This window comes from Microvirga soli, from assembly GCF_016734765.1.
Lineage (GTDB): Bacteria > Pseudomonadota > Alphaproteobacteria > Rhizobiales > Beijerinckiaceae > Microvirga > Microvirga soli.
This window is the reverse complement of sequence record NZ_JAERQE010000061.1, coordinates 1-21,566: the sequence shown is the minus strand read 5'-3', so window position 1 is coordinate 21,566 and position 21,566 is coordinate 1. Positions and strand designations below refer to the sequence as shown.

Here is a 21,566-nt window from a genome sequence, read left to right as displayed (position 1 = left end):
TAGAGAACGCAGAAACCCTTTGGGATCGCAAAACCGCTCAGGATTGGAGAGTTGCCCCTTGACCCATTAGAGAACAGTATCGGCACCTGGCTGACCTTATTCGTACTTCCGCAATGCTGGGATGAGCAAACCTTCGTTCAGGCCTGCGGGACTACCGAACTCGACCCGAAGGGTACATTGCGATCACGTGGCCTCCTCTTGAAATGCGTCCGTTGCAGGCCGGACACCGCACCAGGAAGCCACGAACAGGGCGATGGTCTTCGTCACGCGCCTCAGCGAGGGAAGGGATACGCGCTCGTCGATGGCGTGGATATCTTCTGCGATCGGTCCATAGACTAGCGAGGGGATGCCCCCGTGAACCGAATATACGGCTGCGTCCAGATAGGCTGCCATGACAACGGCCTCCAACGGCGCGGCATCAGATGCGTTGGCATTGGCGTGAGCCTCGGTCAGGACGGCCTCCGCCTCTGACCCGGGAGCAAGGGTGTAGCCTGCATGAACCACGCCAACCCACTCGATCACGGGGGCAAGGCAGCGCCGCACCAAGGTGTCCTCGGCTGCTGCCGATGCGACAAAGGCCTCGAACTCCCTCACGCGCTCATGTGGATCGTCGCCGGGGTAGAAGCCGATGCGCCCCTCGAAGCGGCAGCTTGAGGGCAGGGATGCGATCCACTCGCCGCCAGTGATCGTCCCAATCGTCAGAGCTGCTGGGTTCTCCACGTCATCGAAGAACAGCTTCGTCGCCCGCTCCTCGTTCCAGCGGGCTTCGAGCCGACGCAGGTGCTCAATGAGCCGAATGGCCGCGTCGACCGCACTCACGCCACCCATGATATCAATGGGGTGAGCCGGGGTCCCGTGAAGCGTGATGGCGAACTTGATCACGCCGGAATTGGCCCGAACGAGCTTCTCGTCGGTCGGTTCCGGGATCAGCACGGCATCGGCTACCCGGCCCGACGCCAATGCCATTGCGGCTCCATTTCCGGTGATCTCCTCCTCAACGACCGAATGGATCTGGACCGGGGCCGTCAGTTCCAGGCCTGCGGCCCGGATGGCGTCGAGGGCAAAGATCGCCGCGGACAAACCCGCCTTCATGTCGCCGGAGCCGCGGCCATAGAGCCACTCACCCTGCCGTGCGGGCTCGAAAGGCGGATGCTGCCAGCGGGTTGGATCACCGGCCGGCACGACATCGACATGGGCATTCAGGATCAGGGACCTGCCCCCAGTGACCGAAGGCTCGTAGTCCGCAATGACGTTCCAGGATCGGTCATAGCTGACCGTGACCGGAGAAAACGCCGGATGGCGGCCCACTAGGCTCGGATCGATGGCTTGGCGGCTGACGGCGTAGCCGCGTTGCCGAAGGGCCCTTTCAACCAGTTGCTGGACATTGGCCTCCTGGCCCCGCAGCGAGGCGCAGCGGACGAGGTCTGAGAGGAAATGGACCTGCCGGTCGAAGGCCTCATCAATGGCACCAAGGATGCGCGCACGATCCGTCTTAGGAACGGAGCTCCACAATGGGTTAAGGGTTCCTTGGGCTTCAGTGGTCATGGCGCGCACCTTCGAATGGAAACCGGGAGCGATTGGACCGACGCCTCCACTGACCACATCGTAGGGTGGCGTCAAGCGACGACAGGTTGCCCCCACGCGCCTTGGGATACCTCACGGGGTTTGGTCTCCCGTCAGCAGAGGAAGTATTCTTCCGCTGAGGCAGTGGGCGCGCTCTCATTGAGGAGGTCTTTTCCCATGTCAGGTCATGCAATCCACATCAAGGTTGACGGAAGAACCTACTCCGGAACCTACCAAGTTGACCGTAAACTGCTGACCGTCACGACAACCTACGGCAGGAAGTCCGCCGAAATTAACCCCCGGGTGGCGCATGAGACCCTTGCCCACCAGCTCCTCCAAGATCTGGTCCAGCAGGAAAAGTCGCGCAAGGGCTCGACCCTCTGACGAAAGGGGGCCGTTCGATGCGGACCATGTCCCGATACTCTGCTCTTGGGCCTTATTGGATGGGCCAGCATGCTTGGGCCCGCGCTCGCAGACGAGACTGCCGAAGGTTCGGGAATGGGCACTTATGAGACCCTGGGTCGAGGGCCGCAATCCTTCCGTCACCGGACGTTCCGATGGAGGCGGGAATTTCTGCGGGTGACCCATAGCGGCCCATTGGCGTTTGGGGCTCCGGATCCGTCACGGCATCTTCAGTGTTCTCGCACGGGCAACGCAGCCGCTGAGGCCGCGTCCTGGTTGAATGCATCCTCGTCGCTCAGGTCGTAAGGGCCCAGTCCGCGCTCACTTGCCCTTCGTTCTCAGGTGTCGCGCGGCGGAACCGACCTTGCCCAGGCGCGTTTCTATCCACCTCGCCTCCTTCTTCAGAAGCGAGGCAATCTCCTTCTGGCGCGCCTTGCCCAACCGACTTTCGATCGCCGCGATGGAAAGTGCACCGATCGGTCGGCCATCGGATGCCACGACGGGAACGCCGACGGCCCAGGAGTCGGGCAGCAGCAATCCCGGGTTCAGTGCGTAACCCATCCCACGGGTTTCCTGCACGAGCGCACGCAGGACATGCGGCGGATGATGGGGATACCTTTCAGCCAGGACTTCCGCGTTTGCGGCCAGGACTTCCTCCACCTCGTGATCCGGCAGCGCGGACAGAAGGGCAAGGCTTCCGGCCCCGACCCCGAGCGGGTGACGGTCCCCGGCATGGAGCGCATGGATCCGGATCGGGTAGGAGCCTTCCTCGCGATGGACGCAAATCGAGTAGACATCGCGCGGGACCGACAGGAAGGCAGTGTCGCCCGTTTCCTGGCTCAGCCGCACGAGGGAGCGCAGCGACATCGGGTGGATGCCGAAGCGTGCGCTGGCAAGGGTGCCCAGGACGTAGAGCTCAGGGCCGAGATAGTAGCGTCGCGTGTCCGGATCCTGGTCGAGAAGGCCTGCCCTCACCAGCGCGAGAAGCATCCTGCGGACGGTCGGCTTGGAAAGATCGCACTGCTCGACGAGTTGCGAGAGGCGGGCGCCGGACGGTCCCGCCCGGCCCACGAGGAGAAGCAGGGTGGCGGCCCGGTCGATGCTCTGTGCACCTGCGGCAACGGCATCGCCGGTCGACTGCACCGCTTTCCTGGCCGAAGTACTTCTTGGATGTTCCAGTATATGGACCTCCCTGGGATGCGCCGCAGCGATTTCCCTACGAGAATAATAAGTATTTGACAATTGGAAATCCAGTAGTCTTCTAGGCCTGCAAATAAGCAAGAAGGTCCACCTCATGGACCCAGACGCATCCGAGGAAACGCACGGCCCGTAGGGTCCGACCAGGAGGATTACATGATCATTTCCCGTCGCCGCTTGCTTGTCGCCGGCTCCACCGCATTTGCAGGTGGTGTCATTGGAGCACCGTTCGTTGCCCGCGCCCAGCAGGCCGAGTTCACCTACAAGTACGCCAACAACCTGCCGACCGCGCATCCGATGAACACGCGGGCCCAGGAGATGGCCGCGGCGATCAAGGCCGAGACCAACGGCCGCTTCGATCTCCAGATCTTTCCCAGCAGCCAGCTCGGCTCGGACACTGACACGCTGAGCCAGGTCCGCTCGGGCGGCGTCGAATTCTTCACCCTCTCCGGCCTGATCCTGTCGACACTCGTGCCGGCGGCTTCGATCAACGGGGTCGGCTTCGCCTTCCCGGATTATGCATCGGTCTGGCAGGCGATGGACGGGGATCTGGGCGCCTATGTCCGCCAGCAGATCGCGAAGGCCAATCTCGTGGCCATGGACAAGATCTGGGACAACGGCTTCCGCCAGACCACGTCCTCGACAAGGCCGATTAACACGCCGGACGACCTGAAGGGCTTCAAGATCCGGGTTCCGGTCTCGCCGCTCTGGACGTCGATGTACAAGGCCTTCGAGGCGGCGCCCGCCTCGATCAACTTCAACGAGGTCTATACGGCGCTTCAGACCAAGGTCGTGGACGGGCAGGAGAACCCGTTGGCCATCATATCGACCGCGAAGCTGTACGAGGTGCAGAAGTACCTCTCGATGACCAACCACATGTGGGACGGGTTCTGGTTCCTCGGCAACCGTCGCGCCTGGGAACGTCTGCCCGAGGATGTGCGCACCGTCGTGGCAAAGCACATCAACGCAGCCGGCCTGAAAGAGCGCGAGGACGTGGCCAAGCTCAACGCCGGCGTCCAGCAGGATCTCGCCGCGAAGGGCATGGTCGTCAACCAGCCCGACCCCGCGGCGTTCCGCGACAAGCTGGCCAAGGCAGGATTCTATGCCGAGTGGAAGGGCAAGTACGGCGACGAGGCCTGGGCAATCCTCGAGAAGTCCGTCGGCAAGCTCGGGTGACGGCCATGGCACAAATCCAGGCTTTCCCCACGAAAACCTTTGAAGCCACCGACCCGGCTCCGGCACATGTCCTCTCGGCGCCGGAGTCGTTGCCCATCGCCGACAGCGACGTGCGGCCGGGTTCCCCCCTCCTGAGGCCCTTCGAGATCATCTCGTCGGGCCTGCTGGTGGCCATCGTCGTCCTGCTGCTGGCAGGCGTGATCTCGCGCTACGTCTTCTCGATCCCCGTGGTGTGGATTGATGAGGTCGCCTCGCTGTGCTTCCTATGGCTCGCGATGCTCGGTTCCGCAATCGCGCTCGACCGCAACGAGCACCTGAGATTGACGCTGTTCCTGTACATGCTGCCGAAGCGCGTACAGCGGTTCGTCGAGGCCTTCGCGCCCCTGGTGATCGCAACCTTCCTTCTGGCCCTGGTGCCTCCAGCCTTCGACTATGCGTTGGAGGAGTGGTACATCTCGACGCCGGCGCTGGAAATTCCCAACACCTTCCGGGCCGCAGCCATTCCCTTCGGCATGGTCGCAATGCTCGCCATCGTGGTCACGTATGCCCTGCGGAACTCGTCCCGGCGCGACCTGCTTGTCTCCGCCCTCGTGATTGCTGCGATCGCTGGCCTCCTCTGGGCCTTCTCGCCCGCCCTCGTACAGCTCGGGAACGCGAAGATCATTCTCTTCCTGGTGGTCTTCGTGGCCGTCTGCCTTGCAGCCGGCGTACCCATTGCGTTCTGCTTCGGTATCGGCACGTTGAGCTATCTCGCCTTCGCCACCCAGGTTCCGACCTTCGTCATGATCGGACGCATGGACGAGGGCATGTCGGGCCTCATCCTCCTGTCGGTTCCGATCTTCGTCCTGCTGGGCTGCATTCTCGATTCGACCGGGATGGGCAAGGCCATCATCGACTTCCTCGCCTCGCTCCTGGGCCACGTGCGGGCCGGCATGTCCTATGTGCTGCTCGGCTCGCTCTTCGTGGTCTCCGGCATATCCGGCTCGAAGGTCTCCGACATGGCCACCGTCGCGCCGGCGCTCTTCCCGGAGATGAAGCGGCGCGGCCACAGCCCGCGGGAGATGATCGCCCTGCTCGCGACGGGTGCGGCGATGGCCGACACCGTGCCGCCCAGCATCGTCCTGATCGTCCTGGGATCGGTGGCCGGCGTCTCCATCGCGGGTCTCTTCACCAGCGGCATCGTGGTCGCCATGGTCCTGCTCGCGGTCCTAGCGGTCCTGGCGCGCTGGAAATCCCGCCATGAGAGCATGGAAGGCGTGCGCCGGGCACCTGTCTCCCTGATCGGCCGGACCCTGCTTGTCGCCGCGCCCGCGCTCGTCCTGCCGTTCCTGATCCGCAGCACGGTGGCCGGCGGCGTGGCCACCGCGACGGAGGTGTCGACCATCGCGGTGATCTACGCGCTGTTCGTCGGCATCGTTCTCTACGGCGGCATTGGCTGGGGCAAGTTCTACGCAATGCTCGTCGAGACGGCGGCCCTCACGGGCTCGATCCTGCTGATCCTCGGCACGGCCCTGGCCATGGCGTGGGCGATCACCCAGGCCGGCGTCGCCCAGAGCCTGGCTACGCTGATGACGGGCCTGCCCGGCGGATGGCTCTCGTTCATGGCCGTGACGATCGTCGTCTTCCTGATCCTGGGCAGCGTGCTCGAGGGACTGCCCGCCATCGTGCTGATGGCCCCACTCATGTTCCCGATCGCGAAGAGCCTCGGCATCAACGACATCCACTACGCGATGGTCATCGTGACGGCGATGAACATCGGCCTCATGGCGCCCCCGATCGGCGTCGGGTTCTACCTCGCCTGCAAGATCGGCAACGTTCCGCCGGACGAAGCCATCGGCGCCATCTGGCCGTACCTCGTGGCGCTGCTTGTCGGTCTCATCATCATCGCCACGGTCCCCTGGATCTCGATCGGGTTCCTCTGACGGCAACCGTCGGCGACCCGCAGGGACCGCCACAGCCAAGTCACGTACGGGCGACCCACAGGGGCCGCCCCGGCCAAGTCACTTACGACAACATTAGCAAATGATCATAGATTGAAGGAATTGCAGACATGGCACGCGCTTCTATCGTTGGATGGGCCCATTCCCCCTTCGGCAAGCTCGAGGACCCGGATGTCGAGAGCCTGATGGCCCGGGTTTCCGGCGAAGCCCTCGCTCATGCGGGGGTCGGCCCGGAGGATGTCGATGGCATCTATGTCGGCGTCATGAACAACGGCTTCTCGAAACAGGGCTTCGAGGCCGCGCAGGTCGCGCTCAACCAGCCTGCTCTCGCCTATGTCCCTGCAACACGCGTCGAGAATGCGTGTGCGACGGGATCGGCGGCCCTCTACACCGCCCTGGACTTCGTCGAGAGCGGACGGGGGCGCATCGCTTTGGTCGTCGGCGCCGAGAAGATGACGGCGAAGCCCGTCGCCGAGACGAGCGACATCCTGCTGAGTGCCTCGTACCGGAAGGAGGAAGCCGACATCGATGGTGGCTTTGCGGGCGTGTTCGGGCGGATTGCCCAGGGTTATTTCCAGCGCTATGGCGACCGCAGCGAAGAGCTTGCCCGCATCTCCGCGAAGAACCACAGGAACGGCGTCTCGAACCCCTATGCCCAGATGCGGCGGGACTTCGGCTTCGAGTTCTGCAACGTCGTTTCCGACAAGAACCCCTATGTCGCGGCGCCGCTGCGGCGGACCGACTGCTCGCTGATCTCGGACGGCGCGGCGGCCCTCGTCGTCGCCGACGAGGAAACGGCCGAGCGGCTCCAGCGGGCGATCGCATTCCGTGCCCGCCGCCACGTCAACGATTTCCTGCCGCTGTCGCGGCGTGACCCGACGGCCTTCGCCGGAGCCCGCAAAGCATGGGAGACGGCGCGTGCCGACGCAGGAGTCTCGCTCGATGACCTCGATCTCGTAGAGACGCATGACTGCTTCACCATCGCCGAGCTCATCGAATACGAGGCGATGGGGCTTGCTGCCCCCGGTGAGGGTTATCGCGTCGTGCGCGAGGGCATTGCCGAGAAGGGCGGGCGTCTTCCCATCAATCCCTCCGGCGGCCTGAAGTCGAAAGGCCATCCGATCGGCGCGACCGGCGTGTCGCTGCATGTCATGGCCTGCCTTCAGCTCATGAACGAGGCCGGAGACATGCAGATCCCGGATGCGAAGCTCGCAGGTGTGTTCAACATGGGGGGCGCGGCCGTCGCCAATTACGTCTCGATCCTGGAGCGACGCAAATGACCGGCCACGGACAAGCTCCCGCAGGCGGGGTCGCGCCCGTTTCCAAGCGGGTCATGAACCTGTCCCATTTCCTGCGCCAGTCGGCGCGGCGCTACGGTGGCGAGATCGGCTTCGTCAGGGGAGATGAAACATGGACCTGGGCCGAGCTTGACAGACGGGTGGAGGCCATGGCGGCGGCACTGGCCGCCCGTGGCGTGAAGAAGGGTGACCGCGTCCTCGTGCAGTCCAAGAACTGCAACCAGATGTTCGAGTCGATGTTCGCCTGCTTCAGGCTTGGTGCCGTCTGGGTGCCGACGAATTACCGCCAGACACCGGGCGAGGTGGCATATCTCGCCCAGTCCAGCGGCGCCTCGGCGATGATCTGCCATTCCGACTTTCCCGAACACGTCTCGGCCGCCCGCGAGGCGGCCCCCGACATCCGGCTCGTGGTTTCCATCGGAGCTTCGGAGTTCGGTGAGGAATACGATGCCCTTGTGGCGCAATACGATGGCGTCGGCGTACCAACCGCGGCCGTCGAGCATGATGATCCCTGCTGGTTCTTCTACACGTCGGGCACGACGGGCCGTCCAAAGGCCGCCGTCCTGACGCATGGCCAGATGGCCTTCGTGATCACGAACCACCTCTGCGACCTGATGCCGGGGACCACCAACCGGGACGCCTCCCTCGTCCTGGCGCCGCTCTCGCACGGTGCCGGAATCCATCAGCTCGTGCAGGTGGCGCGCGGGGTCAAGACCGTGCTCCTCCCGGGAGAGCGGTTCGACGCCGATGAGGCCTGGGGGCTGGTCAGGCATTGGCGGATCACGAACATGTTCACGGTACCGACCATCGTGAAGATGCTGACCGAGCATCCATCGGTCGACGCGCACGATCACTCGTCCTTGCGGTACGTGATCTATGCCGGTGCCCCGATGTACCGGGAGGACCAGAAGCACGCGCTGAAGAAACTCGGCAAGGTCCTGGTCCAGTACTTCGGCCTTGGAGAGGTCACCGGAAACATCACCGTGCTTCCGCCCGCGCTCCACGAAACCGAGGATGCTCCCGGGGTGATGGTCGGAACGTGCGGATATGAACGGACGGGGATGCAGGTCTCGATCCAGGACGACGGCGGTCGCGAGTTGCCCGCTGGTGCAACGGGTGAGATCTGCGTCTGCGGTCCGGCCGTGTTCGCCGGCTACTACGACAATCCGGAGGCGAACGCGAAGGCCTTCCGGGATGGCTGGTTCCGGACAGGCGATCTCGGCCATCTCGATGACGAGGGATTCCTCTTCATCACGGGCCGGGCCTCGGACATGTACATATCGGGCGGCTCGAACGTCTACCCGCGCGAGACGGAGGAGAAGATCCTGACCCATCCGGCGATCGCCGAGGTCGCGATCCTCGGCGTGCCGGACAAGACCTGGGGCGAGGTGGGCGTGGCCGTCTGCGTCCTGCGGGAGAACACTACGGTCAATGAGCCGGAACTCCTGGGATGGCTCGAGGGCAAGGTATCCCGCTACAAGCTTCCGAAGCGGGTGTTCTTCTGGGACGCGTTGCCCAAGTCGGCCTACGGCAAGATCACCAAGAAGGATGTCCGGGCGGAGCTTGAGGCGCGTGGTTTCCTGCCCTTGGACAAGCCGGTCGAGGCCTCGGCCTGAGACGACGGCCTTCGGTTCCCGGGGGCGTCCATCTCGAGATGCCCCCAATGGCAGATAGGGCTTACCGGAACACAGGGAGGAAATCATGTCTGATCGACAGACAGTACTGGTCACCGGCGGCGCTTCGGGCATCGGGCTTGCCATCGTCGAGGCGGTCCTCGCCGAAGGCTGGCGCGCGATCGTCGTGGATTTGGATCAAACCAACCTCGACCGCTGTCGCGATGCTCTCGGTGCATCCGAGGAGCAGGTGAGGTTCGAGTCGGTGAACGTCGCGGACGAAGAGGCCGTCGTCCGCTCCGTCGCGGCCTGCGAAGGCGAGTTCGGGCCGATCACCGGGGTTGTCAACTCAGCGGGCATCGCAAGGGACGTACCGGCGCTCGACACGAGTGCCGAGATGTTCCGCAGGATCCTGGAGGTCAATCTCATCGGGAGCTTCGTGATCTCGCGCGAAGCCGCCAGGCGGATGCAAGCACGGGGAAGCGGATCGATCGTCAACATCACCTCGGTCTCGGGGATCAAGGGGAACGAGGGTCGCGTGGCCTACGGCGCCTCGAAGGGCGGTGTCGTCGCGATGACCAAGGTGATGGCCGTCGAATTGGCTCCACTTGGCATCCGGGTGAACGGGATTGCGCCGGGTCCGATCGAGACGCCCATGGTCCAACAGGTGCATACGCCCGAGGTGCGGGCGGCCTGGATGTCGACCGTCCCGCAGCGGCGCTATGGCTCGCCAGCGGACATAGCCGGTGCGGCGATCTTCCTGCTGGATGGGCACAAGTCGGGCTTCATCACGGGGCAGACCATCTGCGTCGACGGCGGCTTCACGATCGCCGGCATCATGAGCGGCACGTCGGCCGCTGCCCGTTCAACCCCAGATGCAGTGAAGGCTTCGTCATGACCCAGTTGTATTCCCTTGGAACAGCTCCCGACCTCCCGCCGGAAGGCAATTACTGGATCGCCCCAACTGCCATTCTGATCGGCGATGTCCGCCTCAAGCGCGAAGCCAGCGTCTGGTTCGGCACGGTTCTGCGGGCGGACGATGCCACCATCGAGATCGGCGAACGCAGCAATGTCCAGGACGGCTGCGTGCTGCATGTCGATCCCGGCTTCCCACTCACCATCGGCGAGGACTGCACGATCGGCCATAAGGTCATGTTGCATGGCTGCACCATCGGGTCGAACACCCTGATCGGCATGGGCTCGACCATCCTCAACGGGGCGCGGATCGGCCGGAACTGCCTGATCGGCGCGAATACCCTGATCACCGAGAACAAGGTCATTCCCGACAATTCCCTCGTCATGGGATCCCCCGGCCGGGTCGTTCGGGAGATCGACGAGGCTGGTGTCCAGGGACTGAGCGAAGGTGCTGCCCTCTACGTCAGGCGCTGGAAGCGGTACGTGCGTGAGTTGGAACCCGTAGGAGGGGGTGTCCGATGAAGCGCGTCGTCACCACCGCGATTCCCCGACCCCGGACCTTGATCCATCCCGGTCGGTTCAACCCGGTCCGCATCCAAAGCCATCATTCGACCAAGGGGCGGCATGTCCGCCTGGCTCTCCTGCCCGGAGTGAGCCTCTTCGACGGCCTCGTGAAGCCGCTGGCGGAAATCGGGATCACATCTGCCTCGACGACGATCCTCGGCGGCTACTTCGGAGGGCTTCAGTACTGCGTTGCACCGCCCGACCAGCAGCGGCAGGCCGTGATCGCCTATTCCAAGCCGATTACCGCCGGCCACACCTACATGATCTTCGGTAACGCGACGCTGGGGAAGGGCATGAACGGCGCGCCGCTCGTGCACTGCCATGCCGCGATCCGCACCGAAAGCGGTGACGTCAAGGGTGGTCACATCCTGACGGATACCTGCATCGTCGGCCGCGATCCGATCCCGGTCCTCGTGACGTCGCTCGACGAGTTCGAGCTTCGGCAGGCCTACGATCCCGAAACCAACATCCCGCTCCTCCAACCCTACAAGGAAACGACCAATGGCTGAGATGATCGCCGTCGAACAGGGGTCGATGGGCCGTGTGGCCTACGCACGGATCGCCCCGAACGAGGACCTCGTTCAGGGTGTGGAGAAGGTCTGCCTGGCTGAGGGCTTCCGAAATGCATTCGTGCGCGGTGCGCTGGGTAGCCTCGTGGATGCCTGCTTGGGCACGGTCGACGGCAAGTACCTCCAGATTTTGGGTCCTGCCGTGGAGATCGTCAGCCTCGCGGGTGAGGTGCGCTCGGGCGAAGACGGCTCGCTCAGGGCGGCGCTCACGGGCGTCGTGGCCGACCCTGAGGGGAACGTCTCCGGCGGACCGTTCATCGCCGGATTGAACCCGATCTGCATGACGTTCGAGGTCACCCTCGAGGAGTGGCTCCCGGCAAAATGAGCCGCATGACATCGGGAATGGGAGAAGAGCATGGTTGATCGCCTGAAGGGCAAGACCGCCATCGTATTCGGGGCAGGATCCTCGGGGTCGGGCTGGGGCAACGGCAAGGCTGCGGCCGTCGCCTATGCGCGGGAAGGGGCCCGCGTCGCCTGCATCGACCTCGTGCAGGAAGCTGCACAGGAAACCGCTTCCATCATCGCGAGTGAAGGCGGCGAGGCCATCGCCATGTCAGCGGACGTCACCGAGACGAGTTCCATCGAGAGCGCAGTCTCGAAGGTCGTCGAGGCGTTCAGGGGCATCGACATCCTGCACAACAACGTGGGCGTCACCCATATGGGCGGCCCGGTCGAGCTGACGGAAGAACAGTTCGAGGCCGCGGTAAAACTGAATCTCGGCCCTGTCTACCGCACGGCGAAGGCCGTCATTCCGCACATGCTGCGCCAGGGCGGAGGAGCCATCGTCAACATCTCCTCCCTCGCGGCGATCCGTTGGACGGGCTATCCGTATTTCGCCTATTACGCCACCAAGGCGGCCGTAAACCAGGCCACGGTGGCGCTGGCCATGCAATATGCCCGCCAGGGCATCCGCGCCAATTGCATCATGCCCGGCTTGATCGACACGCCTCTGATCTACAAGCAGATCTCCGGTCAATATGCGACGGTGGAGGAGATGGTGGCGGCGCGCAACGCAGCCGTTCCGGTCGGACGCATGGGGACGGCCTGGGACATCGCCAACGCCGCCGTTTTCCTCGCCTCGGACGAGGCGCAGTTCATCACGGGCGTCTGCCTGCCCGTGGACGGCGGCCAGAGCTGCGCCGTCTCCGAGTTCCACTGACGGGGTGTCGTGATGCCATTTGCAACCACGAGCGACGGCGTGCGGCTCTTCTATGAATCCGCCGGACAGGGCACAGCGATCGTGTTCGTCCACGAATTCGGCGGGAACCACTGGAGCTGGGAACCCCAGGCCAGCTACTTCTCCCGCCGGCATCGGTGTATCACCTATGCGGCCCGGGGATATCCGCCATCGGATGTTCCGGAGAAAGTCGAGCAGTACTCGCAGGCACGGGCCGCCGACGACATCGTCGACGTGATGAGTGCGGCAGGCCTCGAGAAGGCCCATATCGTGGGCCTTTCCATGGGCGCATTCGCGTGCCTGCATGCCGCCTTGCGTCATCCGGACCGCGTTCTGTCGGCCGTCGTTGCCGGTGCGGGCTATGGCTCCGAAAAGGAACAGCAGGAGGCCTTCCGCCGGAACTCCGAGCAGGTCGCAAGGGGCTTCGAGCAGCGGGGTGCCGAGGGGTTCGCTCCTGTCTACGCCGAGAGCGCGTCCCGGGTGCAGTTCCAGGAGAAGGATCCTCGCGGTTGGACGCTGTTCGCCGAGAGGCTCGCGAAGCACTCCGTGCTCGGGGCTGCCAACACCATGCGCGGCGTCCAGATGCGACGTCCCTCCCTCTACGACCTCAAGGAAGAGTTGGGCGCCATGCAAGTGCCCCTGCTCATCGTCGTAGGCGACGAGGACGATCACTCCATCCAGCCGGGAGTCTTCCTTAAGCGGACGGTGCCGCGCTCGGGCCTCACCATGTTCCCGAAATCAGGCCATACGCTCAATCTCGAGGAGCCTGCCTTGTTCAATCGTGTGGTGGCCGAGTTCATCGCTCAGGTCGAGGCCGGCCGATGGGGAGTCCGCGACCCGCGAGCCGATCCCGAACAAATCATGCGAACGGAGCGAGCCATGTCGATCCTTGAGTTGAGGCATATCCAACACCCCGGTCCAGCTTCGGTGGAGCGCACGGCCGATGTCGCCGGCACGCCCGTTCCCCTGCGTTTCGTGCTTGAGACAGGAGACACAGTCGACACGGCCATCACCCGGGGATTTGCGGCTGCGGGCTGCATTGGGGGATTCGTGACGCTCCGGGGCGGACAGTGCGCTCCTTTCAGGTACGTCATGCCGGCCGCATCGCCGGATGCCGATCACGTCGCCTGGTACAGCGACACCTTCGCGCCCGAGGGGCCCGTCACGATCGAGCGTGCCGGGGTCATCGTCGGACGGCGCGATGGAAAGCCCTTCGTCCATTGCCACGGAATCTGGAACACCCGTGATGGCATGCGGATGGGCCACTTGCTGGCCCCGGACAGCATGGTGACCGAACCCGTCGAGGCCATCGGGATCGGCTTGAAGACGGCGACCTTCGAGGGGCTGCCGGATTCCGAGACCAATTTCACCCTGTTCGAACCCATACAAGTCACAACCGACGATGAAGGGAGGGCAGGTGTCCGCCTGCTCCTGGCGAAGGTCCGTCCCAACGAGGACATCAGCACCGCGATCGAGGCCATCTGTTCGGACCATAAGATCACGAAGGCGAATGTTTACGGCATCGGCAGCCTGAACGAGGTCCGCTTCACCGACGGGCGCCGCGTCGACGCGCATGCGACGGAAGTCCTGATCAGCGAGGGCAGGGTGGCGGACATCAACGGACAACCGCGAGCCTCCCTCCTGATCGACGTGGTGGATCTCGACGGCCACGTCTCCTCCGGGCAGCTCGTCCATGGAGACAACCCGGTCTGCATCACCTTCGAATTGGTCATCGAGGAGGTCAACCACTCCTAGGAGCCGTCGAACCGCGAGGCGCGGGGAGTCGGACCCGTGAACGTGCCGGACACGCAGCACGACGAAGCTCCTGGACTTGGGTCTCGATCGGAGGACACGATGGAGGAGTCGATCACGCAGCCAGCTCACGACCCCTCGCGTCAAGATGCGGTATCAGGGGACCATGCGCCTGCCGTGTCAGGGAGCCCCGATGGATTCCTGGCAGCCGCCCGGTCGATCGTCGGTGCGCGACATGTTCTCACGCGGCCAGGCCAGACGCGCCGCTTCCGGACAGGATTCCGCTTCGGCGGGGGTAAGGTGCTGGCAGTCATTCGCCCAGGCAGTCTGGTCGAGCAATGGCGCGTCCTGCAAGCATGCGTCGCAGCCGGCAAGATCGTCATCATGCAGGCGGCCAACACGGGCCTGACCGGAGGCTCGACCCCGGACGGCGACGCCTATGACCGCGACATCGTGCTGATCAACATCATGCGCATCAAGACGGTGCACCTGATCGACGGCGGACGGCAGGTGGTGTGCCTGCCGGGCGCGACGCTCGACCAGCTTGAGAAGGTGCTCAAGCCACTCGGCCGGGAGCCGCACTCGGTCATCGGATCGTCCTGCCTGGGTGCCTCGGTGCTGGGCGGGATCTGCAACAACTCGGGTGGCGCTCTCATCCGGCGCGGGCCGGCTTTCACGCAGTTGGCGCTGTTCGCGCAGGTCGATGCGGACGGGAAGCCCCAACTCATCAACCATCTCGGGATCAAGCTGGACGGATCGCCGGAGGAGATGCTCGGCCGGCTCGATCGGTGGGCTGTCGACGATGGGGATATCGATGACGATCCCAGCCGCTGGGCATCCGACCGGGAATATGTCGATCATGTGCGCGACATCGATGCGGACACCCCCGCGCGCTTCAATGCGGATCCCCGCAGGCTCCGTGAGGCATCCGGCTGTGCCGGAAAGCTTGCGGTCTTTGCGGTCCGGCTCGATACCTTCCCGGCCGATGCGGCAACAAAAGTCTTCTATATCGGGACCAACAGCGTCGATGAACTGACCGAAATCCGGCGGCAGATCCTGGGCACCTTCGAGAACCTTCCCGTCGCCGGCGAGTACGTGCATCGGACTGCCTTCGACATCGCCGAGCGCTACGGGAAGGACACGTTCCTGCTGATCCGCGCGCTCGGCACCGCGCGCCTGCCCACGTTCTTCGCGCTCAAGTCCAGGTTCGACGAATTCTCCAGACGGCTCGGGTTTCTGCCATCGGACCTGAGCGACCGTGTCCTCCAGGCGGCAAGCCGGCTATTCCCGAACCATCTCCCGCGGAGAATGAAGGACTTCCGCGACCAATACGAGCACCATCTTCTGCTGAAGATGTCGGATGAGGGCATCGAGGAAACACGAAGTTTCCTCAAAGGATGCTTCGGAACGGGTGATGGCGGGTTCTTTGAGTGTGACGGCGATGAAGGAAGCGCAGCATTCCTTCATCGCTTCGCGGTGGCCGGAGCAGCCGTACGCTTCCGGGCAGTCCATCGCCACGAGGTAGAGGACATCGTCGCGCTCGACATCGCCCTCAGGCGAAACGACAGGAGATGGTTCGAGACGCTTCCGGCCGACGTGGAGGATGCGATCGTTCACAAGCTCTACTACGGCCACTTCTTCTGTCACGTCTTCCATCAGGACTACGTCGTGCGCAAGGGACAGGATTGTCTGGCCCTGGAGCATCGGATGTGGGCACTGCTCGATCAGCGCAAGGCGGAATATCCGGCCGAACACAACGTCGGCCACCTCTACCCTGCAAAGCCCGGGATGCAGCGGTTCTACGAGGCTCTCGACCCATGCAATGCGCTCAATCCCGGAATAGGTCAGACATCCAAATGCAGGCACTGGCGCCTGGGGAGTTCGGCCGCCGCAACCCATTCACGCCTGTAGTGCTGTATCTGATTACGCCGGCGTAGTCCCAGAGGCTCATCACACGGGATTGGTTTCAGTGCAGGACCGGCTCCAGTGGGATGGACAAAAGAACATTGCCGGACGGGTCCACCACGTCCAACCGCCAGCCCTGCCACGAAGCACCGGCTTGGATCGCTTCCTCCCGGAGATCGTCGATGGCCTGCAACGCAAAGTCCGTTGCCGGTGTGAGGTCTAGGATCTCGACACCTGTATCGTCTGCGATGAGCTCGTGGCTGTTCACCAGATGAAAGTAGCAGCGCATCGACGGTCCATGGGTTGAGCCAGCGCAAGGCTGCCCAATCAATCCATTGAGAAGCGCGAGATCACCGGATTAGGATCATATTCGGGTGATTTAGTCTGGTCAGGTCCTTCGCCCACTGAACGATTTGATGACATGCCGACAGGGAATAAACCTGCCAAGCTTCCGTTATCCTTCATTCAGGCATCGGAGCTCGGTAAGAGGCTGGGTCGTTCATCTCGCGATGAAACTCTTGGACGGTTCGGCAAGCCGCCAGAAGCCATTGAGGCTGCTGTTGGAGTGGCTGAGGCCTCAGCGCGTCATGGGAAGGCGTTAGGCGTTGTGCTGGAGGAGGGTGACGACCGGGTGCCGATCAAGGACGCTGGGCGGGACGCGCACTCAGATCTCTCGTGAGAGCCGTTGGCTCACTGCTGTGACCGGTCGCTGCCTCTCTCATCCGGTGGTGGCGTTCTGGCCCAGACATCGGCTGCCACATCAAGCATCACTGCGACAGCCTCACGGACGGCTTTGTCGCTGGTGCTGACCCGAGCACTCTCAAGGACCAGACCGAGGCGGCGCCGGCTTGGCCACGGCAGTGCAGCCAGAGTGGTCTGAAGGTCGAGGCGCGCAACGGCTGACACACCGGCACGCTGGGCAATCTCATCAACCTTGCTGGCAAGGGCACCCAGGTGTTCGGCAACCTCACCGGAGGAAATATCTGATGTGAGCAATGGCATTGACTATCGAATGCTGTTTCAAGTGACCTGCTCCCCAGCCGACCCCGTGAGTTGTAGAAACGCTCCTGCGCTGTCTCTGTTCCGCTAAGCTGCTGTTGACAAAGGGAAATATTGACGCGCCTGTTGTCGGATCGTTAACCTGTCACGGAGCCGTCCCACAAACCTTTCACCTCGAGCCTGAGACGTGCTCCACTTCGAAACGATGCAGCGACGATGATTGGTGGTGGAGGACGAGCTGATCACCAAGGCAGCATTCCTGCCCAACCTGAGCAGTATTGTCGCCACAATCGGCCACAAGGATCGGTCTGCTCTGATTCCAGCCGAACGATTGAGAGGGCTCATGACCCGGAAGGATCGCGTTGTATTCTATGGCCGTCTCGGCCTCATTCTGGCAGCCTTTGCCATGATCGGCGGGGTTGTGGCCGAACCGCTCCTCCGGCCGCTGTGGTCCCCACCGCTGACGATTGCCCAACGCTAGCTCCTCCTGGAACCAGTGACCACGCACAATCCCATGCTCAGTATTTTCCAGCCCTCAGTCGTCATCCTCTACGCGCTGCCAGCGGCGCCTGGAGCGTTCATCATCCCGGTCACGGGAGCGATAAGCCCGCCGCTCGTGAACACGTCGTCCCCGATCATCGTGCGTGATAACACTATCGACCCGGGTGTGAACTCCGTTAGAGGAGTTTGAGCTGGAGTTCGATGACGTGTTGCCGGCTTGGCTTGGTGTGGCGATCGCCAGGGTGGCCAGCATTGGGACTATGAACAGGTGTTTCACCACCATCTCCTGGTTCTAAGGTGCCCGTGACGACGCCATAGGTCGCCTGAACAGGTGATGAAGAATGCATCTGGTGCCAATTGGGGAGACGCTGGAGCAGCGGCTGGAGGCGATTGCCTGCAATGCCAGCTAGATGCCGGTGATCTTCCGCTTCACCCGGGACTTTCGCGGCGCCGTGACAGGCTTCGCGCACGAGGTCGGCGGCCAGCTTGGGCCGGCTGAGCGCTTCTAGCGCGTGAGGTAAGCGGTTTCCCCGACTGGATCTGCCTTTCGTTCTGCTGAGGCGCATGTTCCCCCACGCCTGTATAGTCCACCCCCTGCAACCAAGGTCAGCGTTGCACGTTGTGCCGCGATATCGCCCTTGCGGGGAGCACGTGATGCTGTCCTACGACTTCGGCTTCTATCTCGTGCTCGGCTTCGTGGCCCAGTTGATCGACGGGGCGCTCGGCATGGCCTATGGCCTGATTGCCACCTCAGCTCTCCTGGCCTCCGGTGCGTCCCCGGCCATTGCCAGCGCCAGCGTTCATGCCGCCGAGTGCGTCACCTCCGGTCTGGCTGGCGCCTCCCATGCCTGGAACCGCAACGTGGCTTGGGATTTGGTCAAATGGCTGGCTCCGGCGGGCGTGGCTGGCGGCATCGTCGGAGCCTTCATCCTGACGGAACTGCCGGAGAACGCCGTCAAGGTGTTTGTGGTGGTCTATCTGGCCGGCATGACCCTGTTGATCGCCCGGCGGATCCTGACGGGCAATGCGGGGGAGATCGGGTTCATCGGCATCGTTCCGATCGGCGTGGCAGGCGGCTTCCTGGATGCGATCGGCGGGGGTGGCTGGGGACCGATGGTGAACTCGACTCTGATCGCCCGGGGTGAGAGTGCCCGCCACAGCATCGGCTCAGTGAGCGTGTGTGAGTTCTTCGTGACCATGGCCATTTCGGTCACCTTCCTCTTCAGCCTCGATCTGAGTCGCTACGGCACTGTCGTTCTCGGCTTGATCATTGGTGGCGCACTCGCCGCTCCCCTGGCAGGCTGGTTCAGCCGGGTGCTGCCACAGCCTGTTCTCATGAGCATGGTGGCGCTGATCGTAGGTGGGCTGGCCCTGTACAACTTCATTCAGTTGGGTTCGGCCTGAGGCCAGGAATGGCCCTGACAGGCGACTGGTGCCCGATCACTGCCGCGCCACGCGACGGCACGCCCATTGTCCTCTGGATGATCGAGAGCGAAGCACCGCCTGAGATCCCGCAGCCTGTTGGGTATTGGGCACTAAGCCCTAAGGCAGGCATCGGCTATTGGCGTCTCTTCGGTGATCCACCACGCTTCTGCTCCGATCGGCAGATCCGCGGATGGAAGCCACTTCTTCGCGATCATCAAGCCGGGCGAATAGGCCGCCTGAAATGAACTGGATCGCTCCAAGGCGCATGTCTCCTTTGGAAGTGGACGGCAATCCTCGGCAGTTTTTGTGTTGCCCATCGGCGCCTTGCGCTATCGGGGATGAGACCTAACGGTAGTCCTGAGTGGAACGGGTATGCCAGCGCCCTGTGCAACGCTTATGGAAGGTCAGCAATTGGCACGAGGCGGAAGTACGCCGTATTTCTGCAAAGGCGCTACGAGCCGACCTTCATTTGGTCCGCTCTACGTTACACTTTGACCCTGAGCAGACCATCGCGTGGCCCTGCATTCCATAACGCCCCGTTATGCGAAATTGCGGTCGCTATTGTCATGCGCATACGCAATGGCAGCTAGGCCATCTGGTCGACTGCAATCCCGCCCGGAAGGCTGATAGGAAAGGGTTCACTGGAGGGAGAACCCGTGAAGCCTCAAGAGCGCCCCGAGCTTGCCAAGCACCGGGAACTGGAAGCGATCAACGCCCGTCCTACCCACCATGAAAGATTGGGCCAGCTCATTCTGCTCCTGGTAGTCGCTATGGGTGTCGTGATTATCGGCCTGCTGGCCTACCATCTTTTGGACCACGCCTGATCGCTACTTCGCTGGTGCTTGAGCCTTGGACAGGGGTTTCGCGGTGTTGACCTCGGGATAGCTGCGAACAAACCTCTCCCGCCCCAGAGCCAGATTGTCCCAGGTCTTGGCCATCTCCAGAAGCTGATTGCGCTGATCACCGTCAGACATCTGCTTGGCCAGTACCCGGCATTCTACAGCGTGTTTTCTGTATTCTGCTGCGGTTTTCATAGGCACCCAGACGTCTCATAAAGCGCAGCCTTTTATGGGGTATGATGGCGGTATGGCAATGGCGTTCGTCCTCGGACTAAGGACGGGGTTCTAGTGGGTGGGAGGTGCCGCAGCCTAGGGGATCAGATGGATCGGGCCAAAGCTCAACATCGCCGAGGCGGTCGAGGCTACGCCGCTCAGGAGCAGGGAGCCTAGGATCAGGATCGCGATGGGGACCCGCCGGTATGCCCGGGAGAGGCGGACAGCTTCCTTGTGGTCTGACTTGGCGGACATGGAACACCCCTTGTAGGGTCAGCAGTAAGTCCGAAAGTGCTAAACAGAATGGCTCGTTCAATAAGACAAAACTGTGAACGCCAAGCTGCTGAGATGACTGCCAAACTTCGATAGCCTCGTTGCCGCTCCATCCTAGTGGCTTTCACGCGCATGCAGACGGCCAAGCCACTGCGCCGATGGAAATGGGTCGCGCCCAGTCTTATGACCGTGTTCGCGACCCTTTGGACCGTATTTGCCCCTACGGCAAAAGCCTGCTTACCTAACCCTTTCGAGGTATGCAATAAGTACAAATCCCTATTTCAGGACTGCTGGGTGTCAGAATACCGCAGAAAACCTGATTTAAGTTTAGTGACAAAGCGCATTTGAGCCGAATAGATGATCGTCATCGGACCAACTTTTGCCCCTACGGCTCCGACACCTTAAGCGCCCTCTTCGGAGCGGCGCTTTTTTCTTATTTGTCGGAATCTTCTACTTGCATTCCATACCGGCCCTTATGCGAAATCAGAGGTCTCGGTAGCCCTGTTGCCGCATCGCCTGAGCCAAGGCCTCCAAGGCTTTGCCAGCTTCATCTTCGCTGCCGAACTCCTCGGCTTTCTCCTGACCGTTGGTGCTGATCCGGCCCCAGTGGCGCACAAGACGGATGGTCCCGAAGAGATCGCGCTTGATCATCAGGTTGTAGAAGCGCCGGATGCTCTGCTCCGGCTTGATCCGGTGCAGGACGAGATGATGCTTGATCGGGGATCGGAGATCGTCAGGCATTGTGATCGCGAAGCAGAGGCTTCTAACCGCGAAAGCATTCGTCAGAGCGGAAGAGTGAGCCGCTCCGATCCCCAAAGATCCGCCAGTAACTGACCCCAATCATGCTGTTGGTTATCCAAGACCCCACCATTTCAGGGAAGATGGGCGGAGTATCTCTATCGCTCGGCCAGAGAACGACAGGGGTGCCGTCCCGTGGTGCCGTGCTCATCGGATACCAATCGTCCATCGCTGGCCTTTCATGGGTTCCAAAGCTGGCTCCGCTCTTGTCGTCACCCGCCTCGGCAATGCCGAATGCCCTGCAACAGCCGGTCCAATGCAGCGTCGAGCCGGAGGTTCGGCTCGGAGGCATATGGAGGAATGCCGCTTGTTTGTCTTGCCTCCCCCATAAGCACAAGGGATTCCGCTTCGCATTTGCTTTAGGGGGACTTAGCATTACAGTTGCAGGTGCCGCGGATGAGCTCATAATCTCCTGATCTGACACGGGAGGCTGCCATGACGGGTGTG

General features: G+C 62.8%; 23 protein-coding genes. 16 read left to right on the top strand and 7 right to left on the bottom strand.

Features of this window, described 5'->3' with window-relative positions:
* Positions 1–183 precede the first annotated feature (183 nt).
* Positions 184–1,545 carry an ArgE/DapE family deacylase gene (locus JKL45_RS26110; protein WP_201864724.1) on the bottom strand — a complete coding sequence of 454 codons (1,362 nt, stop codon included), beginning with the start codon at positions 1,543–1,545 and terminating at the stop codon, positions 184–186.
* Between the two features lie 195 nt (positions 1,546–1,740).
* Here JKL45_RS26110 and JKL45_RS26105 point away from each other — a divergent pair, with 195 nt between their 5' ends.
* The gene (locus JKL45_RS26105) at positions 1,741–1,947 is read left to right on the top strand and encodes a hypothetical protein (protein WP_173949000.1); all 207 of its coding nucleotides are present in this window, start codon (positions 1,741–1,743) and stop codon (positions 1,945–1,947) included.
* Positions 1,948–2,286: 339 nt separating this feature from the next.
* Here JKL45_RS26105 and JKL45_RS26100 read toward each other — a convergent pair whose 3' ends face one another.
* On the bottom strand, positions 2,287–3,108 hold the full coding sequence (locus JKL45_RS26100) for an IclR family transcriptional regulator (RefSeq protein WP_312897039.1): 822 nt from the start codon (positions 3,106–3,108) through the stop codon (positions 2,287–2,289).
* Positions 3,109–3,318: 210 nt separating this feature from the next.
* Here JKL45_RS26100 and JKL45_RS26095 point away from each other — a divergent pair, with 210 nt between their 5' ends.
* The 11 genes from JKL45_RS26095 to dld all read left to right on the top strand — a co-directional run bounded on the left by JKL45_RS26095 (position 3,319) and on the right by dld (position 16,077).
* Complete coding sequence (locus JKL45_RS26095) at positions 3,319–4,338, top strand: TRAP transporter substrate-binding protein (RefSeq protein WP_201864722.1); 1,020 nt, start codon at positions 3,319–3,321, stop codon at positions 4,336–4,338.
* Between the two features lie 5 nt (positions 4,339–4,343).
* Complete coding sequence (locus tag JKL45_RS26090; protein WP_201864721.1) at positions 4,344–6,260, top strand: TRAP transporter large permease; 1,917 nt, start codon at positions 4,344–4,346, stop codon at positions 6,258–6,260.
* A gap of 128 nt (positions 6,261–6,388) precedes the next feature.
* The gene (locus tag JKL45_RS26085; RefSeq protein WP_201864720.1) at positions 6,389–7,558 is read left to right on the top strand and encodes an acetyl-CoA acetyltransferase; all 1,170 of its coding nucleotides are present in this window, start codon (positions 6,389–6,391) and stop codon (positions 7,556–7,558) included.
* Entirely contained in the window at positions 7,555–9,192 is a 1,638-nt protein-coding gene (locus JKL45_RS26080; protein ID WP_201864719.1) for an acyl-CoA synthetase, read from the top strand. Before JKL45_RS26085 ends, JKL45_RS26080 begins: the two co-directional genes overlap by 4 nt.
* Before the next feature lie 85 nt (positions 9,193–9,277).
* Positions 9,278–10,087 (top strand): SDR family NAD(P)-dependent oxidoreductase, encoded by an 810-nt coding sequence (locus JKL45_RS26075; protein WP_201864718.1) that lies wholly within the window; start codon positions 9,278–9,280, stop codon positions 10,085–10,087.
* Positions 10,084–10,626, top strand: a complete 543-nt coding sequence (locus tag JKL45_RS26070; RefSeq protein ID WP_201864717.1) for a gamma carbonic anhydrase family protein — start codon at positions 10,084–10,086, stop codon at positions 10,624–10,626. Before JKL45_RS26075 ends, JKL45_RS26070 begins: the two co-directional genes overlap by 4 nt.
* On the top strand, positions 10,623–11,177 hold the full coding sequence (locus tag JKL45_RS26065) for a PPC domain-containing DNA-binding protein (RefSeq protein WP_201864716.1): 555 nt from the start codon (positions 10,623–10,625) through the stop codon (positions 11,175–11,177). The genes JKL45_RS26070 and JKL45_RS26065 overlap by 4 nt, the downstream gene beginning before the upstream one ends.
* On the top strand, positions 11,170–11,562 hold the full coding sequence (locus JKL45_RS26060) for a PPC domain-containing DNA-binding protein (RefSeq protein ID WP_246498971.1): 393 nt from the start codon (positions 11,170–11,172) through the stop codon (positions 11,560–11,562). Before JKL45_RS26065 ends, JKL45_RS26060 begins: the two co-directional genes overlap by 8 nt.
* A gap of 30 nt (positions 11,563–11,592) precedes the next feature.
* Positions 11,593–12,396 carry an SDR family NAD(P)-dependent oxidoreductase gene (locus JKL45_RS26055; RefSeq protein WP_201864715.1) on the top strand — a complete coding sequence of 268 codons (804 nt, stop codon included), beginning with the start codon at positions 11,593–11,595 and terminating at the stop codon, positions 12,394–12,396.
* A 12-nt stretch (positions 12,397–12,408) separates the two neighbouring features.
* A complete protein-coding gene (locus JKL45_RS30950; protein ID WP_201864714.1) occupies positions 12,409–14,169 on the top strand; it encodes an alpha/beta fold hydrolase in 1,761 nt (586 codons plus the stop codon).
* A 99-nt stretch (positions 14,170–14,268) separates the two neighbouring features.
* Entirely contained in the window at positions 14,269–16,077 is a 1,809-nt protein-coding gene (dld, locus tag JKL45_RS26045) for a D-lactate dehydrogenase (protein ID WP_201864713.1), read from the top strand.
* Between the two features lie 55 nt (positions 16,078–16,132).
* Here the strand turns inward: dld and JKL45_RS26040 are convergent, their stop codons facing one another.
* Positions 16,133–16,360 carry a DUF6894 family protein gene (locus tag JKL45_RS26040; RefSeq protein WP_201864712.1) on the bottom strand — a complete coding sequence of 76 codons (228 nt, stop codon included), beginning with the start codon at positions 16,358–16,360 and terminating at the stop codon, positions 16,133–16,135.
* Positions 16,361–16,761: 401 nt separating this feature from the next.
* On the bottom strand, positions 16,762–17,073 hold the full coding sequence (locus JKL45_RS26035; RefSeq protein ID WP_201864711.1) for a hypothetical protein: 312 nt from the start codon (positions 17,071–17,073) through the stop codon (positions 16,762–16,764).
* Positions 17,074–17,413: 340 nt separating this feature from the next.
* On the opposite strand from JKL45_RS26035, the gene JKL45_RS26030 reads away from it, so the two are divergent.
* The 4 genes from JKL45_RS26030 to JKL45_RS26015 all read left to right on the top strand — a co-directional run bounded on the left by JKL45_RS26030 (position 17,414) and on the right by JKL45_RS26015 (position 19,820).
* Complete coding sequence (locus tag JKL45_RS26030; RefSeq protein ID WP_201864710.1) at positions 17,414–17,551, top strand: hypothetical protein; 138 nt, start codon at positions 17,414–17,416, stop codon at positions 17,549–17,551.
* Positions 17,552–18,225: 674 nt separating this feature from the next.
* Positions 18,226–18,975, top strand: coding sequence for a sulfite exporter TauE/SafE family protein (locus JKL45_RS26025; protein ID WP_201864709.1), 750 nt, complete (start codon positions 18,226–18,228; stop codon positions 18,973–18,975).
* Between the two features lie 8 nt (positions 18,976–18,983).
* Complete coding sequence (locus tag JKL45_RS26020; RefSeq protein WP_201864708.1) at positions 18,984–19,241, top strand: hypothetical protein; 258 nt, start codon at positions 18,984–18,986, stop codon at positions 19,239–19,241.
* A gap of 411 nt (positions 19,242–19,652) precedes the next feature.
* Positions 19,653–19,820: a hypothetical protein gene (locus JKL45_RS26015; protein ID WP_201864707.1), complete on the top strand. Its 168-nt coding sequence runs from the start codon at positions 19,653–19,655 to the stop codon at positions 19,818–19,820.
* A gap of 3 nt (positions 19,821–19,823) precedes the next feature.
* Here JKL45_RS26015 and JKL45_RS26010 read toward each other — a convergent pair whose 3' ends face one another.
* From JKL45_RS26010 to JKL45_RS26000, 3 genes are all read right to left on the bottom strand, one after another.
* Entirely contained in the window at positions 19,824–20,030 is a 207-nt protein-coding gene (locus tag JKL45_RS26010; RefSeq protein ID WP_201864706.1) for a hypothetical protein, read from the bottom strand.
* A gap of 114 nt (positions 20,031–20,144) precedes the next feature.
* Positions 20,145–20,303: a hypothetical protein gene (locus tag JKL45_RS26005; RefSeq protein WP_201864705.1), complete on the bottom strand. Its 159-nt coding sequence runs from the start codon at positions 20,301–20,303 to the stop codon at positions 20,145–20,147.
* 501 nt (positions 20,304–20,804) lie between these two features.
* Complete coding sequence (locus tag JKL45_RS26000) at positions 20,805–21,062, bottom strand: WGR domain-containing protein (RefSeq protein ID WP_201864704.1); 258 nt, start codon at positions 21,060–21,062, stop codon at positions 20,805–20,807.
* Positions 21,063–21,566 lie beyond the last annotated feature (504 nt).

Bases quoted from the DNA above. Each gene is read 5' to 3' on its own strand.
- JKL45_RS26110 (WP_201864724.1), bottom strand. From the start codon at position 1,545: ATGACCACTGAAGCCCAAGGAACCCTTAACCCATTGTGGAGCTCCGTT.
- JKL45_RS26105 (WP_173949000.1), top strand. From the start codon at position 1,741: ATGTCAGGTCATGCAATCCACATCAAGGTTGACGGAAGAACCTACTCC.
- JKL45_RS26095 (WP_201864722.1), top strand. From the start codon at position 3,319: ATGATCATTTCCCGTCGCCGCTTGCTTGTCGCCGGCTCCACCGCATTT.
- JKL45_RS26090 (WP_201864721.1), top strand. From the start codon at position 4,344: ATGGCACAAATCCAGGCTTTCCCCACGAAAACCTTTGAAGCCACCGAC.
- JKL45_RS26085 (WP_201864720.1), top strand. From the start codon at position 6,389: ATGGCACGCGCTTCTATCGTTGGATGGGCCCATTCCCCCTTCGGCAAG.
- JKL45_RS26080 (WP_201864719.1), top strand. From the start codon at position 7,555: ATGACCGGCCACGGACAAGCTCCCGCAGGCGGGGTCGCGCCCGTTTCC.
- JKL45_RS26075 (WP_201864718.1), top strand. From the start codon at position 9,278: ATGTCTGATCGACAGACAGTACTGGTCACCGGCGGCGCTTCGGGCATC.
- JKL45_RS26070 (WP_201864717.1), top strand. From the start codon at position 10,084: ATGACCCAGTTGTATTCCCTTGGAACAGCTCCCGACCTCCCGCCGGAA.
- JKL45_RS26065 (WP_201864716.1), top strand. From the start codon at position 10,623: ATGAAGCGCGTCGTCACCACCGCGATTCCCCGACCCCGGACCTTGATC.
- JKL45_RS26060 (WP_246498971.1), top strand. From the start codon at position 11,170: ATGGCTGAGATGATCGCCGTCGAACAGGGGTCGATGGGCCGTGTGGCC.
- JKL45_RS26055 (WP_201864715.1), top strand. From the start codon at position 11,593: ATGGTTGATCGCCTGAAGGGCAAGACCGCCATCGTATTCGGGGCAGGA.
- JKL45_RS30950 (WP_201864714.1), top strand. From the start codon at position 12,409: ATGCCATTTGCAACCACGAGCGACGGCGTGCGGCTCTTCTATGAATCC.
- dld (WP_201864713.1), top strand. From the start codon at position 14,269: ATGGAGGAGTCGATCACGCAGCCAGCTCACGACCCCTCGCGTCAAGAT.
- JKL45_RS26040 (WP_201864712.1), bottom strand. From the start codon at position 16,360: ATGCGCTGCTACTTTCATCTGGTGAACAGCCACGAGCTCATCGCAGAC.
- JKL45_RS26035 (WP_201864711.1), bottom strand. From the start codon at position 17,073: ATGCCATTGCTCACATCAGATATTTCCTCCGGTGAGGTTGCCGAACAC.
- JKL45_RS26030 (WP_201864710.1), top strand. From the start codon at position 17,414: ATGACCCGGAAGGATCGCGTTGTATTCTATGGCCGTCTCGGCCTCATT.
- JKL45_RS26025 (WP_201864709.1), top strand. From the start codon at position 18,226: ATGCTGTCCTACGACTTCGGCTTCTATCTCGTGCTCGGCTTCGTGGCC.
- JKL45_RS26020 (WP_201864708.1), top strand. From the start codon at position 18,984: ATGGCCCTGACAGGCGACTGGTGCCCGATCACTGCCGCGCCACGCGAC.
- JKL45_RS26010 (WP_201864706.1), bottom strand. From the start codon at position 20,030: ATGAAAACCGCAGCAGAATACAGAAAACACGCTGTAGAATGCCGGGTA.
- JKL45_RS26005 (WP_201864705.1), bottom strand. From the start codon at position 20,303: ATGTCCGCCAAGTCAGACCACAAGGAAGCTGTCCGCCTCTCCCGGGCA.
- JKL45_RS26000 (WP_201864704.1), bottom strand. From the start codon at position 21,062: ATGCCTGACGATCTCCGATCCCCGATCAAGCATCATCTCGTCCTGCAC.